Annotated in this window: 6 protein-coding genes; 1 reads left to right on the top strand and 5 read right to left on the bottom strand. The window is 76.1% G+C overall.

Features of this window, described 5'->3' with window-relative positions:
- From ACR807_RS36965 to ACR807_RS36950, 4 genes are all read right to left on the bottom strand, one after another.
- Positions 1 to 311 (bottom strand): hypothetical protein (locus tag ACR807_RS36965; protein WP_438926161.1); only part of this gene is annotated, 311 nt, incomplete at its 3' end.
- A complete protein-coding gene (locus ACR807_RS36960) occupies positions 308 to 4,237 on the bottom strand; it encodes a hypothetical protein (protein ID WP_438926160.1) in 3,930 nt (1,309 codons plus the stop codon). The genes ACR807_RS36965 and ACR807_RS36960, both read right to left, overlap by 4 nt.
- Entirely contained in the window at positions 4,234 to 7,797 is a 3,564-nt protein-coding gene (locus ACR807_RS36955) for a DUF6603 domain-containing protein (protein WP_438926159.1), read from the bottom strand. The genes ACR807_RS36960 and ACR807_RS36955 overlap by 4 nt, the downstream gene beginning before the upstream one ends.
- Positions 7,794 to 12,392 carry a hypothetical protein gene (locus ACR807_RS36950; RefSeq protein ID WP_438926158.1) on the bottom strand — a complete coding sequence of 1,533 codons (4,599 nt, stop codon included), beginning with the start codon at positions 12,390 to 12,392 and terminating at the stop codon, positions 7,794 to 7,796. The genes ACR807_RS36955 and ACR807_RS36950 overlap by 4 nt, the downstream gene beginning before the upstream one ends.
- A 427-nt stretch (positions 12,393 to 12,819) precedes the next feature.
- Here ACR807_RS36950 and ACR807_RS36945 point away from each other — a divergent pair, with 427 nt between their 5' ends.
- Positions 12,820 to 13,641 carry a peptidoglycan recognition protein family protein gene (locus ACR807_RS36945; RefSeq protein WP_438926157.1) on the top strand — a complete coding sequence of 274 codons (822 nt, stop codon included), beginning with the start codon at positions 12,820 to 12,822 and terminating at the stop codon, positions 13,639 to 13,641.
- Positions 13,642 to 13,687: 46 nt separating this feature from the next.
- Here the strand turns inward: ACR807_RS36945 and ACR807_RS36940 are convergent, their stop codons facing one another.
- The gene (locus ACR807_RS36940) at positions 13,688 to 14,302 is read right to left on the bottom strand and encodes a Pycsar system effector family protein (RefSeq protein ID WP_438926156.1); all 615 of its coding nucleotides are present in this window, start codon (positions 14,300 to 14,302) and stop codon (positions 13,688 to 13,690) included.
- Positions 14,303 to 14,494: the final 192 nt, after the last annotated feature.

Below are 14,494 nucleotides of genomic sequence, written 5' to 3'. Positions count from 1 at the left end.
CAGGCGGCGCGGGCCGCGCCGAACCGGCCGGCCAGCTCCTGCCAGGCCCGGTCGGCCTCGCCGGCCATCCGCCCGCGGGTGGCCTGGTCGGCGGTCTCCGGCGGGTCGTTCGCCCGCGTGGTCTGCCAGAACGCCAGCCCGGCCGTCACCTCGTCGGCCGTGAGCAGCGGCTCGTGGGTGTCGACGTGGAGGGTGTCCGGGTAGATGCGCACGAGCAGCGACGTGCCGACGAACCGCGTCTCCAGGCGCACCGGCAGCAGCGCGATCGGGGTGTCGACGGCCGTGCGCCAGTCGTAGGTCGGGGTGGTCATGCGGTGGCTCCGTCGAGTAGGTCGGAGGCGTGGATCGCCACGCGGTGGGGCAGGCGCAGCAGCCCGCCGGCGGTGGGACCGCCGGGGCGGGACCAGTCCGGTGCGGCCCCCTGCGGCCCGAACCGCGGTTGGGTGGGTGGTTCGGCGAACACGAAGAACCAGCCGGCGGCCCCCTGCTCGGGGTGACCGGGCAGGTCCGCCGGGTCCAGCGGGAAGGTGAACACGGCCAGGTCGTCGCCGAGGACGCCGGTGGCCGTCGGGTTGACCGCCGGGCCGCCGGGCTCGCGCCCGGCGGCGGTGCGGACCGCGGGCACGGCCTGCACGACGGTGTTGGGGAAGCGCCGCAGCAGCTCGGCGCGCACCAGCAGCGTGACGCCGTCGCCGGACGCCGCGCCGGTGGCCACCTCGCGCAGCTCCCGGTCGCCCCACCGCTCGATCGGCAGCACGTCGCCGTCGTCGTCGCCCGCCGTCGTGCCGCGGGTGTCGAAGAACCGCCGGAACCAGGTGGCCCGGCCGGTCGACGGGTAGCCCCGCCACACCAGCTCGCGGCCGAACTCGGTGTTGACGCCGGCCAGGTAGGCGGCGACGAACTCGCCGTTGCCGGTCATCAGCGCCAGGCAGTCAGGCGGCAGCGCGTCCGCGCCAGGCGCCACCAGCTCGGCGAACCGCTCCAGCAGCGGCCCGGACATGGGCTGCGGGAACACCGGCTCGTAGAACCGCGGCCGCAGCGGGTCGGGTTCCGCGCCGTCGGCGGTGAGGCCGCGCGGGGCCCCGGGCAGGGGGGCACCGGGCAGCGGCGCGCCGTCCAGCGCGATGCGGTCCAGCACCCGGCGGGCGATGGTCTCGCCCGGTGCGAGCGCCGCCGACACCTCACCGACCAGCGAGGACACCTCGTAGTCGGCCTCGTGCCACACGTCGCCCGGCGTGGCGGTCACCTCGGTGACCGTCCGCCGCTGGTGCGCCTCCGCCGCGGCGACGAACCGGTCGGCGAACGCGGCGACCCTGGCCCGCCGCGTCTCGTCGACGTCCCCGACGATCCGCCGCGTCCGCGGTCCGGCCGCGCCCACGCCGACCGCCGCCGTCGTGTGCGGGTGCTCCGGCGCGGGCAGCTCCTCCACCGGCAGCTCCTCCGCCGGCTGGGGCTCGGGGAACGGACCCGGGAACGGGCCGGGCGGCGGCACCGGGTCCGGCTGGGGCTTCGCCGCGACCCCCGCCTCCGGGTCGGTGCCGCCCGGTCGGGCCCCGGCGGGCCACGGCTCCACCTCCGGCGGCGGCACCGGCTCGAACGCGGTGTCGCTCACCACCTGGCGCACCTGAGTGGTCCGCCACTCGGTCCTGCCGTCGTCCGGCGAGGTGACCGGGTAGGTGACGTGGGCCAGCAGCTGCGCGTCCAGCCCGCCCCCGACCTCGGTGACGACCAGGTCCAGCGACGGGAAGTTCTCCTCGCCCTCCAGCCGGGGACCGATCGTGGCGGCGGTCACCGCCTGGCCGGGCCGGGGGGAGTCGAAGAAGGACCGGATGCCGGTGTAGCGCAGTTCCCACACCGGACCGCCCCACCCGTCGGTCGCCTCGCGCAGCCACGCCACCACGACGTCGGTCGGCTCCGACCGCTCCTCGCGGGACGTCGGGGGCACCCACGCGACGGTGGTGGCCGCCTGACGGCCGTGGTACCTCTCGTCGAAGTAGCTGAACCCCCTCGTGATCGTCCCGTCCGGGCGGGACGCGACGCCGGTGATCCCGGTCCCGTCGGCGACGAACACGACCAGCTCGTCGGGACCGGACGCGACGCGCCGGGCGCTCAGGCTGAGGGGCCCGTCGTACCGGTACGGGTGGACCTGCTGCCAGCGCGCCGCGCCGATCTCGGTGAGGCCCGAGGCGGTGCCGTACCCGGTGGGGGTGAGCCCGGTGACCCACCGCACCAGGTGGTGGGTGCGGTACTGCGGGTACGTGCCGTCCACGTACTCGTCGCGCCGGTAGAGCAGGGCGAGCGCGGGCACGCTGTCCCGACCCCGGATCAGCGACCCGGCGGCGAGCACCGCGTCGGCGGGGAACCCGTCGGGCGGCGGCACCTCGAACGCGCCCGGTGCGGGCGCGCGGCACGTGCCGTCCGGTGCCAGGTCCCGGTCCACGGTGATCCGCAGGCCACCGGGCACCCAGGGGTTCGGTTCCGCGGTCACCACGTCGGCCATCAGCCCGTGCCGGCCCGGGGTGACCAGGGGCCGCCGGGCCTCCGGCCGCGCCCAGGCCCGCCACCACGGCGACGCCCCGGCCACGGTGTCGCCGCCGGGCCGGGGGAAGCCGCGGAAGTTCACCCAGTCGAACGTCGGGTACGCGATGTCGCCGGCCGGGGGCGTGAACAGCGGCAGCTCGGCCCTGGCCAACCTGCTCACCGGGGCCACCAGCGGTGCCGCCGGGGTCGCCCCGGCCCGCCTGGCGACCGCCGTGGTGGGCCGCAGCGCGCGCGTCGCGGCGGCCGTCACCGCGCCCGCCGCCGCGTCCTGCGTGGCCAGCTCCCCGGCCACGGTCCCGGTGCCGGTGGGCAGCCGGTCGAGCACGGGCGCCGCGCGTTGCAGCACCACGTCCGCCTCGTCGTCCGCCCCTGCCTCGCCCGCGTCGAGCCGGCGGGCGAACCCGGCGGGGTCGGTGGGGGCGAGGTGGCGCCGGTGCAGGTTGTCGCCGACCGCGCGGGCGGTGCTGCCCCGGCTCAGCTCGGCGTTCGCCCGGCCGAGCGCGGCGGCCTGCGCCCAGGCCGCCGACATCAGGGCTTCCTGCTCCTCGCGCACGACCTGGGCGCCGATGCCCGCCGCGGCGCGCAGCCGGGGGTCGGTGTTCAGGGTGAGCAGCCACGGCGGGGCGTCGGCGGGCAGGCCGCGCGGCGTCCCGGCGTGCGCGCCGAGGTACACGGGCGGGGCCAGTTCGGTCTCCCCGCGCTGGAGCAGCACCCGCACGGCCAACGACCACGACGCGGGCACCGGCCGGTCGGGGGTCGCCCCGGCGGGGTGCAGCGCGGGCAGCACCGGGGCGATGCCCGGGTTGTCGCCCAGCGCGGCGTCCAGCTCGGGGTCGGCGCCGCGGTAGGCGAGCCGTCGCCGGCCGTCGCCGGGGGTCGTCGCCCGCAGCTTCGCGGCCAGCGAGGGGAAGTCCCCGCCGGGTCCGGTGGCGAACCGCCACGAGTGGTACACCGGCAGGCGCACCTCGGCCGCGCCCGGCAGCCACGCCGGACCGGTCGTGTCCCCGGCGGGCTCGTCGCCCAGCCCGGCCGCGACGCCGTGCGCGAACGCCGGCACCAGGCACGCCAGGTACTGCCGCCCGGACACCAGCGGCGTCGGGCACACCAGTCGCGACACGGCCCGCTCGGGGTGCCCCGCGAGCACGTCCTCGACGGTCTCGTCCCCCGCGGTGATCACGTCGGCGTGCGCCCACGCCGGGCTGTCGGCCAGGGAGGGGAGCACCCGGCCGGGGGCGGTGAGCACGGCGAGCCGGTCGGCGCGGCGCGGCGCGAACGCCACACCGGGCTCGGCGGTGTCCACGACCACCAGCACCAGCCACGGCCGCAGCAGGCCGTCGGACGGGCGCGGGGCCAGCGGGGTCAGCCGCCACGGCAGCGCCGGGTCGTCGAAGTCGATCGCGGCCAGGTACTCCGGTTCGGCCGCGGTGGCGCCGGGCGTGGGCTCGGTGCGCACGACCTGCCGCTCGTCCAGGCCCACCACGTCGCCGGGGCCGTGCAGCTCCAGGTCGGGACCGGCGACGCGGACGCCGTTGACGGTCAGGCCGGTGCCCAACCTGCCCCGGGCGGGCACGGGCCGGGCGCCGTCGTCGGTCTCGGTGAGCTGCGCGGCCAGCGGGTCGCGCACCCACGACAGCAGGTGGCGGCCGGCCGGTCGTGCTGCGGAGGACCGGGTGGGCCGCTCACTGGGCGCCGTCATGCCGACACCGTCTCCTTCTCCGGGCGGGCCGCCCGGCGTTCTGCGGTGGCGGCGACCGCGTCGGCGGTCTCGCTCACCGGGACGACGACCAGCGGCTCCGGTCCGGCGGGCGCGCGCCGCAGCCGGTCCAGTGCCTCGGTCCTGGTCAGCCGCGTCGCCGCGGCCGGGTGGTCGGGGCCGGCCGCCGCGCGGGCGACCCCGGTCAGCGTGCGGGCGTCGACCACCGCGTACGCGTTGTCCCGCACGTCGAGCGCCAGGCCGAGGCGCGGGTCGGCGAACCGCGCCGTCCCGCTGTCCCGGGTGGCGGCCCGGCCGGCCGCGCCGCCGCCGGCGAGCACCAGCAGCTCGTCGGCGGTCAGCACGTGGTCGGGGCCGGCCGCCGCGAGCCGGGCGGTCGCGCCCAGGGCGTCGACGACGGTGGTCCGGTAACCCAGTTCGACGAAGGTCCCCGCCGAGTCGGCGGTGCCGGTGCCGCCGGCGGCGGTGAACACCACACCGGACGGCATCGCCTCGAACGACGGCGCGGCGAGCCGCTCCTCGTCGCCGAGCCGGAAGAACTGGGACCGCGCGAACGGGTCGCGCACCTCGATCACCTCGGCGGCCCGCCCGCCCAGGTCGGCCCCGGTGACGGCGATCCGCGCGTCGCCGGCGATCGGCGCCGTGCCGAAGTGGTCCAGGTGCAGGCCGCCCAGGGGCGCCACGCGCTGCCGCGCGGTGATCCGCGACGACGGCGACACCAGGAGACCGCGGCTCGCGGCCCCCGGCCGGACGGTGATCGCGGGCAGCGCGGCCTGGTCGTCCACCTGCCAGGCGCCGGGCGAGGCCAGGGCGTCGCGGACGAGCGACAGCACCGGTCGCGCGGCGGGGGCGATCGGCGCGGGGGCGCGGCCGAAGCGGCTCTCGAAGGCCACCTCGGCGGACAGGAACAACACGTCCACCCGGGCGCGCCCGCGCACGTGCCACTCACCCGGACCGCGCAGGTGCAGCGACGCCGCCACGCCGAGCAGCAGGTGCCCCTGCCAGCGCACCGCGACGAGCAGGTCCAGGTCCACCTCGAACCCGAACGGGTCCAGCTGCACGAGCACGTCGAGGCCGACCGCGCCGTCCGCGGTGAACGAGCCGGCCTTGGCGTGCACCTCGACCCGGCCGCCCAGTTGCAGGGTGTTCGCGGTGATCGCCAGGTAGGAGCTGAACCGGGCGCTGACCGCCGAACCGGGGTTGCCGATGGCCAGCGCGAGCGGCGCGAGCTTCGGGAACGAGGGCGGCGGCGCGTAGCGCGGGTGGAAACCGCCCGCGCTGAGCACGAAGTCACCGTCGCCGCTCCACCGCGCGCGCAGCGCCATGCCGCCGGTGAGCGTCCACTCCAGCACCCGCGAGTCGTAGAGCCGGGCGTCGACGTCGAGGGTGCCCTCGCCGAAGTCGAGGAAGCCGACCGCGTCGAGGTTGATCTCCACGACCGGCGCGTCCTCGTGCGGCAGCAGCACCCTGACCCGGCCCATCGCCACCAGCCGCACGGGCCTGGGCAGCTCGACGGCCAGGCCCAGGTCGGCGGTGATGACCGCGGGCGTGCCCCAGGTCAGCCGCGCGGTGGGGCCGAACACGACCCGGCCGGGGGAGGCCGGGAAGATCGACTCCAGGCGGCCGAGCAGGTCGGTCTCGTGGCCGATGACGTCGCCGGGCGCGAGGATCGCGGCCAGCGAGCCGTCACCGATCGCGGCCTGGAGGCGCGCCTTGTCGAAGGAGCGGTTGACGCCCAGCAGGCCGCCCACCGAGGCCAGGTTGAAGCCGAAGCCCAACGGGATCGGCTGCGGGAACCGGGCGTTGACGACGAGCAGCAGCGAGAACCCGGAGCGGCCGTCGGGGAACCTGGTGGTGAGCAGCCCGAGGGCGGAGAGCCGGACCTTGGCGAACTCCAGGTCGACCCCGCCCGCGTAGCGTCCGGCGTCCTCGTCGAAGGACAGGAAACCGGCTCCGGTGACCACGCCGGCGTCGACGCGCAGCGCCACGCCCGTCGGCGGCGTGAAGCGCACGCCGAGCTGCGCCGGGCCGAGGTTGCCGCCGCCGTCGGGGAACGTCAGCTCGCCCGTCACCCCGAGGCCGTCGACGGTGGCGCGCACCGGCCCGAGGTCGAACCGCAGGTCGGTGGACGCGCTGAGGGCGAGCTTCCGCTCGGCGACCGAGGCGGCCAGCGCGAGGCGGACGGCCTCGACGGTGACCGGGCCGAGCCGGAGGTGCAGCGGCACCGCGCCGGTGTCCAGCGACGCGCCGCCGCCCAGCACCAGCCCGCCCGCCCGCGACCAGGCCAGGGCCGCGGTGATCGGCACCCGGAACTCCACGCCCTTGAGCGCGGTGGCCAGGAAACCGTCGCCGTCGGCGGCCGGCCGCACGACCAGCGCCGCCTTCTCCGCGCCGACCGACAGCCCGTAGTCGGAGCCGTTCGGGCGCAGCCGCGCGAACAGCCGCACCAGGAACTCGTCCAGCTCGAACCGGGTGCCGGTCGCCGAACCGACGCGCAGCGCCGGCCCGTCCTGCGCGGTGCGCCGCGCCGCGGTCAGCTCGACGTCCACCTCGGTGCCGGCGCCCTCGACGACCAGGCCCCCGGAGCCGATGGCGAACGCGGCACCGCCGGCGCCGACGCCCGCGCCGAGGTTCCACCCGCCCGCGGCCGTGGTGAAGTCGATCTCGCCGTGGGGCACCACGACCAGGCCGAGGCCGCCGGACTCGTCCGGGGACAGGGCGATGCTCGCACCCCAGGACGCCTTCGCGTCACCGGCCCCGACCGTGCCGCCCACGGTCAGCATGTGCGCGGAGACCTCGGCGGTGCCGCCGCCGACGTCGGGACCGGAGCCCGCCTTCACGCCGTACGAGGCGGTCAGGCCCAGTTCCGTGAGCAGGGCGGCGATCCGGGGGAACAGCGCGTCGGCGAGCGCGGCGAGGTCGTCACCCGGCCCGTACACGTCGGTCAGCACGGCGCGCGGATCGGCGAACAGGCCGACCAGGCGATCCGGGTGCACCGCGGCGCGGCGGTGGGGCAGCCGCACCGGGCGGCCGGCGTCGTCCGGGTCCGGTCCGCCCGCCGGGCCCTCGCCGGTGGGGTCGAGCACGCCGAGCAGCGCGAGTGCGCGGCGCAGCAGCGGGGCCCGGTCGGCGAGGTAGCCGTCCAGGAGGTGACCGGTGAGGTCCTCGCCCATGTGCGCGAGGACCGACGGCGGCAGGGTGGCCCTCCACGGCTGCGGCAGGCCCCGCAGCGCGCCCATGGCCTCGCCCACGGCGGCGGCGTGCTCCGCCGCGACCTCCAGCGAGTCCGGCACGCCGCCGTCGAGCAGCTCCTCGACGGCGGCCAGCGCGGACCGCACGCCGGCGACCCAGGTGGTCAGCTGCGCGTCGAGGGTCGTGATGTCCTCGACGCCGAGGCGTTCGCCGAGGGCGTCGAGGTCCCAGCCGAGGCGGCGGGCCAGTTCGGCGCGCTGCTCGGGGCCGTCCGCGGCGAGCAGCAGGGGTTCGGCGAACTCCCGCAGCTCGGCCCAGAGACGGGTCAGCAGGTCCTGGTCGGTGCTCATGCGCCACCTCCGGGGGCGGTGTTGCCGTGGCCGTACGGGTGGGGCAGGCCCTCGCGGTCGAGCAGGAAGGAACCGCGCTCGCGCTTGAGCTGCCGCTCGCTGACCGGGAACACGGCGGGGTCCACGCCGGTGACGCCGGGCGCGGGCAGGTCCCTGATCTCCAGCTTGAAGTCCTTGTTGAGCTGGGCCGGGTGGGTGAACCACAGCGGCCAGGCGCTGACCTCGTTCGTCGTGCTCTGCAGGTTGCCGCGGACGTGGTGGTTGGCGCGGTGCAGCAACCCCGCGACCAGGGCGTGTTCGTGCGCGTCGCCCCAACCGGCCGGATCACCGGTGAAGTCCGGGGCCACCCGCGGCCCGCCGGTCGGCGACCACGGGTCGAGCGGCGCGCGCCGCACGGCCTCGGCGCAGGTGCCGCACTCGCCGTTCACCGCCACGGCGTACGCGGGGCGCAGCTGGTTGTGCCAGATCTTGTCGCCGGGGTTGGGGCCGAACACCGTCGCCGGGCTGAGGATGTGCCAGCGGTAGAGCAGCGCGACTCCCCACTCGGAGGTGACCACCTCACCGATGCGGGGGCGGCGCGTCGTGCCGGCGTCCCCGGCCGTGTCCGGAGGCACGGGCTCGGGGGGATCACCGGGGTCGTGGGGCCAGGTGGCGCCGAGCCCGTCGCAGATCCGCTGACCCGCCGTCCGGTACATCGCGCGGCGGACGTCGTCGCTGGTCCGCACGGCCATGAGCATCCGGTAGAAGACGTGCCAGGAGTGGAAGTAGTCGTACTCCCGCACAGTGGCGTCCAGCGCCCGCGGGGCCAGGTCGTCGGGCAGCATCGCGTGGTTGGCGTACTTGCGGCCGGTGCCGTCCCAGACCCCGGTCTCACCCCACCTCTTCGCCGGGCGGATGCCGTCGGCGGCGAAGTGCTCGTGGAACGCCTCCGGGTAGAGGTGCTCCAGCAGCGCCAGGAACCCCCAGAACTCCCCCTTCTCCACGGTCCACTCCGGGTCGACCGCGATGTCGTGCGGACCGGGCAGCGGGGGTGCCGGGGTGGGCAGCTGCGGGAGGAACCTGCCCATCGTCCAGTGGCACGGCCCCATCGACAGGAAGGCGTTGTCGTAGCCGTTGATCCCGTCGAAGTACCCGATCGCCTCCACCTCGGCGACGGCGCGGATCACCTTGTACGTCGACAACCTGCGCCGGCCGGCCAGCCGCGCGCCGGCGCGCTGCTCGTCGGTGGTGCCGGCCGGGGTCGCGATCTCCGCGACGAGCGCGGCCACGGTCGGGTTCCCGGTGAGCATGGTCTCCGGCTTCATCTCCAGCCGTTTCCACATGGTCTCGGCGCGGCTCATCTGCCCGCCGTCGACCTGCACGGTGACCTCGGGCCGCCCGACGACCCCGTTGGCGGGGTCGGGCGTGATACCGCTCTGCACCAGCGGTTTGGAGGCCCCCATGTTGTTGGTCCAGGCGCTGAGCACCACCATCCGCGGTCGCTTGTCCTCACCGCCCGCCGGGTCGGTCGAGGGTGGTTGGGCCACCGAGTCGGCCTCGGCCACGGTGAAGCGGCCGGTGAAGTCGGTGGCGTACTCGCGCCAGGAGCCGCTGGTGGCCCTACCGGGTTCGGTGTGGTGCCACAGGTTCCCCCTGCCCGGTGCGACACCGGTGGGGTTGCCACCGCCGACGACCATGGCCTCGATCACCACGGGGCAGCGCAGGCGGTTGGCCAGCCAGTGGCTGATCAGCCTCCGGGTGTTGCGGTCCACGACGCCGGTGACCTGGTCCTCGGGCCGGTCGAAGCGGAAGTCCGTGGGGATGTCCACCGGTTCCAGGCGGTCGAGGTAGCGGGACGGCTCGGTGCCGGGGTACTCCTTCTCCCGCGCGCCCTTCGCCTGCCGGGCGTAGACCTGGAACTCGCGCACGGCCCACTGGGTGAACTGTTCGAACCTGCCCGCGGGATCGCGGCCGGCGATCAGGAAACCGAGTTCGACGAGGTCCCCCTGCAGGTCGGCCACGTGCGTGCCGGCGCTCTGCCGCACGCCCCAGTACGACGCCTGCACGCCGGGCCTGGCGTCGAAGTCGCCGCGCCGCAGCGCCCTGCCGTCGTAGCGGTCGTCGTCGTACCAGCCCCAGCCGGGCTCGAACCCGATGTCGAAGCGGGTGCGGCGCGCGGTCTCCCGGCCGTCCTCCGCCCACCACCACTGGGCGGCGTGCGCGGTGGCGACGGCGCCGGGCACCACCGGCGGGGTGGTGGCCGGCGCGCCGGGCGCGGGCGCGGGGACCGTGCTGAACGTGATGTCGCCGAGAGCGCTCTCACCGACCAGCTCGGACCCGGCGGCCCACCAGTTGCGGTGGTGGTCGTGGTTGTGCGCGGCGTACCGGTAGCGCGCGAGGTTCCACGCCTTCGGCGCGCCGGCGGGGGTGGGCGGCGGCTCGTGGGGGTCCTCCCACGGCCAGGGCTGCTCCGCCACTTCCAGCAGGTCCTCCGGGCGCGGCGCGGCGAGCAGGGAGCTGCGCAGGAAGTCGGCGCGCCACGCCCAGTGCGGGCTCACCGTGGTGCGGAGGTCCGGGGTGACCTCGGCGACCTGCGGCCTGCCCTCGATCGTCCACGTCGCCGGGGTGCGCGCCGCGCCGGTGAGCCGCACGCCGACCGGCAGCGGCTTCTGCGTCGCGGCGGAGGTGTGCGCCTGGTCCCAGCCCGCGAAGTCGCGCCACGGCGCGAGCACGGCCTGCGGGTCGTAGCCCTGCACGTGCAGCCGCCGCCCGAGCGCCGTGGTGTTGCGCAGCGGCGCGGCGGTGAGCTGCCCGACCACGGCCTCCACCGCGTCCGTGCCGCTGCCGTAGGCCGGCGCCTTGGCGGAGAACCGCATCCGCACGGCGGACGCGTGCCCCTGTCCGCCGGTGAGCACCAGCACGCGACGGGTGCGCTTCCCCGCCGTGCCGGGCACCTCCTCGGTGGTGATCTTGGTCATCGTGCGGTGCAGCGACGCCGCGTGCGAGGACCACGAGTAGGGCCGCGCGGTCGGGTCGGCCTGCTCCTGCCGCCGGGTGAGCACCAGCGGGACGGCAGAGACGACGAGCGCCACCGAGCCGGCGGTCGGTTCGGGCAGCAGCCGCAGCGCGGCCACCACGCCCTCGTCGCGCAGCGGGGCGGGCGGGTCGCCCGCGGCGGCGGGGTAGCCCCGGTCGGTCTGGGTGTCCAGGAACAGCAGCTGCCAGCGGTCGCGGGTGAGCGCCCAGCTGTAGGTCAGCGCGGTCGCCGGGCGCGCCAGGGCGGTCGACGGCGCGCCGACCAGGCCGTCCACGTCCGCGCCGGCCGCGGCGGGCACGGCGGGCGCCAGCCAGGTCTGCAACCGGGTGAGCAGCTGCGCGCCCGGTGCGGTCCCGGTGAACTGCCCGGGGGTGTTGCCCCAGGCGTGCAGCACGGCGTTCGCGGCCAGCGCGTTGACCAGCACCCGCTTGCCCGCCGGGTCGCCGAGCAGCTTCACCGCCGAGGCGCGCGAGGCGTTCCAGCCGGGCGCGGCGTCGTGCGCGCCCATCGTGCTGAGCACCGGCACGTTGGCCATCGCCCGGCGCGCCCGGTGGAGCGACGAGCGGAACGCCACCAGCCGTTCGCGGGCCCGGAGGTAGGCCGTGAACAGCTCGACCTCGCCCTCGACCACCACCGGGGCGGTGTACGGCGCGCCGGCGGCGATCTTCGCCCGCAGCTCGTCGGGCAGCCGCGTCCAGTCCAGGTCGGGGTGCACCTGCTCGATCGCCGGCATCGCCGGCCACGCGGCGTCGGACAGCGCCAGCAGGTGCAGCGCGACGTGCTCGGCGAAGGACAGCAGGTGGTTGTCGGCGGCGCGCAGCCCGATCCTGCGCGCGAGCGCGGCGCGGCGGTGCGTGCCGAGCACGGCCGGCTGCTCGTCGTCGGCGAGGCCCGGGAGCTGGTCGTGGGCGAGGCCCCACTTGGCCGCGGTCGCCCGCACCAGCGCGAGCAGCAGCGCGGAGGCGTCGTCGGTGCGCACCTGGTCCCCGGTGAGCACCAGCAGGTGCGGGCGCACGCCGGTCGAGGGGTCGGTCAGCGCGTCCCGGACGAGCTGGTCCGCGGTCGCCAGGGCGTCGGGGCCGTCGGCGTCGGGCCCGCGGTCGCCGCCGTGCAGCACGCGCAGCCCCGCCGGGTCGTCCGGCGGCACCTGGAACCCCGGCAGCCGCCGTCCGGCCGCCGGGTACCCGACCACGCCCACCGGGTCGGGGCTCAGCTCCCCGCCGGCCAGCAGTACACCGGGGGAGAGGAGCGTGGTGGCCGCCGCCCCGTCCGGCACCGGGGCGGTGCTGCCGTCGGGCGGGCCGAGGAACAACTGGTACCGCAGGTCGGCACCGGGTGCCGCCGGGGTGCCGCCCTCGGCGACCGCCGAGGTGACGGCGACCACGTGCAGCCGCTCGCCCAGTCGTGCCGTCTCGGCGGTGCCCACCTGCACCACCGCCGTACCCGCGCCCTGCGGGGTCTCTCCCGAGTAGACGCGCAGCGTGACCTTGCGCGGGGTGCGCAGGGCCACGAACACGGTCACGGAGTCGGGGCTCACGCGCCGCAACACCGGTCCGCAGACGATCTCCGGATCGTTCATCCACCATGCCTGTCGCTAGGTCTCCGGGAGCCAACTGATCATGAGTCCCGCTCGCAGAAGTCGTGGTGAAAAGGTCTCGCGTTACACCCCTAAAAGGTTTTTCACCGACGGTGATCATGTCGGCACGCAGGGCTCCGGCAAGATCAACCGGTCCTTCGTCAAGCGGATTTCCTTGCCCTGCAACGGAAAGCCCAACGACGATCATCCATTCGGCGCAAATTCATCTCCATCGGGTCCCGATGCGACCGCCGGGTGTAACGCTCCGCCGGGGTCTCGGTATGTGGCCTGTGCGCACGGCCGGTCCGGGCGCGATCGGTTCCCCGGTGCTCCGCCCCGGACGGGTGCGGAGCCGCGACCCCTCGTGGAGCACATGATGCAAGTCGACGTCCCGCACGGCCCGGCACCGCGGTCCGGCGGGTGGTGACCCGTGGCCGCGTACGGCAGCAACAGCCGCAACGGCGCGAAGGTCAGGCTCGTCGTGGCCCACACCGCCGAGGGCGCCCGCACCCGCGGTGACCTCGCGGCGTTCTTCGACGGCAACGACAACGCCTCCTCGCACGCCGTCATCGACGCGGGCGGGGTGCTGGACCTGGTCGACCGCTCGCGTGCGGCGTGGACGCTCGGCAGCGGCAACCCGATCTCGGTCAACGCCGAGATGTGCGCGTTCGCCCGGTGGACGCGGGCCCAGTGGCTGTCGGAGAGCCCCGTCGACGGGTGCGCGAACCCCAGGCAGATCGTGCGGAACTTCGCCGCCTGGGCGGCTCGCGAGTGCGACGCGCTGGGCATCCCCAAGCGGGTGCTCACCGTCGAGCAGGTCCGGGCCGGGCAGGCCGGGATCTGCGACCACCGGACCTACAACCGCGCCTACGGCGCGGGGGACCACTGGGACGTCGGGGACGGGTTCCCCTGGGACGTCTTCACCAACGACCTCGACGGAGGGGACGACATGCCGACCAAGGACGAGTTCAAGGCGTGGACGCAGGAGGCCATCATCCAGCTCAGGGGCAACGACGGCCGCAACGTGCTGGACGGCGTGATCCAGACCCGCAACGAGCCGCGGGACCGGGCGCGCGAGGCCGTCGCCCTGGAACTGGCGGGGCTGCGCGCGGCGTTCGACCAGCTCGCCCAGGCGTACGCGCAGGAGCGGGACCTCGACGCGGCGAAGATCAAGCAGGCGGTGGCCGAGGCGATCCGGGAGAACGTCGTGAGGGTCGACGTGAACGTGAAGTCGGCGAGCGCGGTCGAGTAGCCCCCGCCCGGCGCGGCGCGGGGCGGGGCGGGGGCGGACGACCCGGTCAGGTCAGCAGCAGGACCACCAGGCGCACGATGCCGACGAGCAGCGCGGCGACCAGCACGCCGACGGTGACGATCAGCCAGCGCACGGCCCGGCGGACCAGGGCGAACTTCCGCTCCGCGATGCCCGCGATCGTCTGCACGTCGGCGGCGGTGTCCTCGGCCTCGTGGTCGAGGGCCTCGTCGTAGGCGTTGATCAGCATCGAGGTGGTCTTGTGCAGGGAGTGCGGCCACGAGCCGGGCCGGCGGCCGTCCAGGTCGTCCGGGTCGAGCCCCCGGGGCAGGGCGACGCGCACGGCGCAGACCAGCGAGTAGGCGCCGGGCAGCCCGGCCAGGCACACCACCAGCAGTTCCAGGCGGGGCAGGTCCGCGGCGATCTGCGAGACCAGCCCGGCGAGCAGGGCCAGCCCGATCACGATCAGGGCGGCCAGGCCGTCGCCGCGCCAGAGGTCCTCGCGGCCGGTGGCGTGCACGCGTTGCAGCCAGGACAGCACCCGGGGCGCCCGGTCGGCGGCGCGCTCGCCCTGCGCGCGGGCGGGAGGCGGGGGAAGGGGGGAGGCGGTGGGAACAGGGCGGGGAGCGGGGCGCCCGGTGAGGCCCTGTCGCGTGTCGGTCACGGACGCAAAATATTCTGGTCCCACCGCCGTTGTTCGCGGATTCGCCCGACCGCTTCGGGATCACCCCGGCAGCCGCCCGGTCGTCCGCTGAGGACGGTCCGGTCGCACCGCTCGTGCGGCGGGGCCGTCCTCAGCGGACGGAACCGGGCCGGCGCCGGTCGACCCGGTCGGATCGTCCACGGTGGAGGGATG

It is taken from the genome of Saccharothrix sabaoui (genome assembly GCF_051756985.1).
Taxonomy (GTDB): domain Bacteria; phylum Actinomycetota; class Actinomycetes; order Mycobacteriales; family Pseudonocardiaceae; genus Actinosynnema.
The sequence above is the reverse complement of the archived record's forward strand: the minus strand, read 5'-3'. Positions and strand labels throughout refer to the sequence as shown.